The organism is Dactylosporangium sp. NPDC005572, from assembly GCF_040605515.1.
Lineage (GTDB): Bacteria > Actinomycetota > Actinomycetes > Mycobacteriales > Micromonosporaceae > Dactylosporangium.
The window spans coordinates 1-1,981 of record NZ_JBEXCY010000447.1 but is presented as its reverse complement, the minus strand read 5'-3'; the positions used below and the strand labels follow the sequence as shown (position 1 = coordinate 1,981).

Annotated in this window: 2 protein-coding genes; one reads left to right on the top strand and one right to left on the bottom strand. The window is 75.8% G+C overall.

From position 1 onward, the window contains the following. Positions 1 to 102: 102 nt before the first annotated feature. A complete protein-coding gene (locus ABZS66_RS61500) occupies positions 103 to 1,017 on the top strand; it encodes a hypothetical protein (protein WP_354774228.1) in 915 nt (304 codons plus the stop codon). Positions 1,018 to 1,097: 80 nt separating this feature from the next. On the opposite strand, the gene ABZS66_RS61495 is transcribed toward ABZS66_RS61500, so the two are convergent. Beyond that, entirely contained in the window at positions 1,098 to 1,775 is a 678-nt protein-coding gene (locus ABZS66_RS61495; protein ID WP_354774226.1) for a hypothetical protein, read from the bottom strand. Between the last annotated feature and the right edge of the window lie 206 nt (positions 1,776 to 1,981).

The following is a 1,981-nucleotide window of genomic DNA, read 5'->3' as shown; positions in this document are numbered from 1 at the left end:
CCGCGGTCCGCGCCGTCGTCGGCGGGCGCCTCCGGGTCGGCGTCGCCCGGCCCGGTCCTCTCGCCGCTGCCGCCCGTGGCGCCGGGCTGCACCGTCGCCCCCGTGTCCGACGAGGCGGACCAGAAGCCGCTCGGCATCATGAGCCTGACCGCCGACCCGACCGGCCGGTACATCATCGGCTCGGGCTTCTCCGGCGCCGCCCTCTGGGTCGACGGGCGCCGGCAGGCGCTGCCCGACGCGTTCATCCCCGCAGTGGTGAACGCCTCCGGCACGGTCGCGGGCACCACCATGGACCGCGCGGTGGTGGTGCGCAACGGCACGATGACCGACCTGCCGACCCCGCCGGAGGCCCAGGACGTCCGGGTGTCGGCGATCAACGCCCGCGGCGACGTCGTGGGTGAGGTCCGGACGGGCGGCACCGACCACCGCGCGATCCTCTGGCCCGCGGCGGGTGGCTACAAGGTGTTCAGCAGCCCGGTGTCCACGGCGCTGGCGATCGCCGACGACGGCACGGTCTACGGCACGGTCAGCATGGTCCCGACGAGGTGGACGTCCGACGGCGAGGGCACCCCGTTGCCGCTGCCGCCCGGGTACCACACCGGCTGGGCCGCCCACCTCAGCGGCGACCAGCTGTTCGGCGAGGTCGCCCCCGGACGGCCCGGTGCCGACCCCGAGGGCGACCGCAAGGGCGAGCTGACGGGCGAGCGGATCTACGTGCGGTGGCACCTGGGCTCCGGCACCGTCGAGCAGGTCGGCCACCCCGAGTCGGGCCTGTATCCGACGAGCGGCACGATCTACCCGGCGACGGTCGACACGGTCGGTGTGAACGGCACGATCGTGGCCAGCGTCTACGGCAAGGCGCTGTTGTACCGCGGGAACACGCCCGTCGCCCTCCCGCAGTACCAGGGCCGCGACATCAGAATCCACTGGGTCAGCGCCGACGGCCACACGATCCTCGGCGTGGCGGGCTCCCCGTCCGACCAGTCCTCGCTCGCGGTCATCTGGACGGGCTGCTGACCGATCGGCTCCGCGTGACAGGCCGGGACCGGTCGGAGGGTCCCGGCCGGCCCGCGGCATGGCAGGCCGGCCGGCTCCGCCTACGCCGCCTCCACCGCGGCCAGGGCCTCGGTCAGGCCCGTCCGGGACCGCTCGGCGAGCGTGCCCAGTTCCTCGATGCCGGGTACCTCCGCGACGTGCGGCGCAAGGTCGGCGAGCAGGCCGGCGGCGGCCAGGGCGAGCCGGCCGGCCGGCGCCAGGTCGTCCTCGCCCAGCATCATCTTGATCTGGCCGCCGAGGCCGGACAGCGCCTCCTGACCGGTCACGGCCGGCAGGTGGTCGGCCAGGATCGGCGGGTCCGGCGCCCGCGTCCGCAGGTCCCGCAGCGCCCAGACGACGGGCAGGCGGTCGCCGAACTGGTCCAGCAACGCCACCAGCGTGAGGACCCGGGTCACCAGCTGCGGCCGGCCCGGGAACCGGTCCAGCCATTCCAGCAGCTCCGCGTCGCCGCCGACGCGCTCCATGACCTGGCGTACGGCGGAGGCGATCGGGGTGCACGGCGCCCTCGGCTGCCCGATCAGGGCAGCGACGTCGTCGGCCAGGGCGGCCTCGCGCGCGGACTCGAGCCGGCCGTGCCCGAAGGCGTGTACCGCCTCGATGTCGACGCCTTCCGGACCGCCCGGACCGCCGGGCGGGGAGAGCCGCTCGGGACTACGGGGGCCGCTCGCCGGCGGGGCGTAGCCGGAGCTTTCGATGCCGGAGCTCGCGAGGTGACTCACCGGCGCGGCTTCGTCGGGGGCCGCATCGGGAGTCCTGTCGGGATCCCCGTGAGACGTGCTCACGGCGGCGGCCTACCCCCTCCCCGGCCCACCAAACTCGCGGGGATCACGTGGCCGAGGCGCCCGCGCGCCCGGCGGCCTCCAGCTGTGGTCTGGCCTTCGCTGGTTCCGCGGGCGGCTTGGCCGCGGGCCGGGGCAGCGCGGTG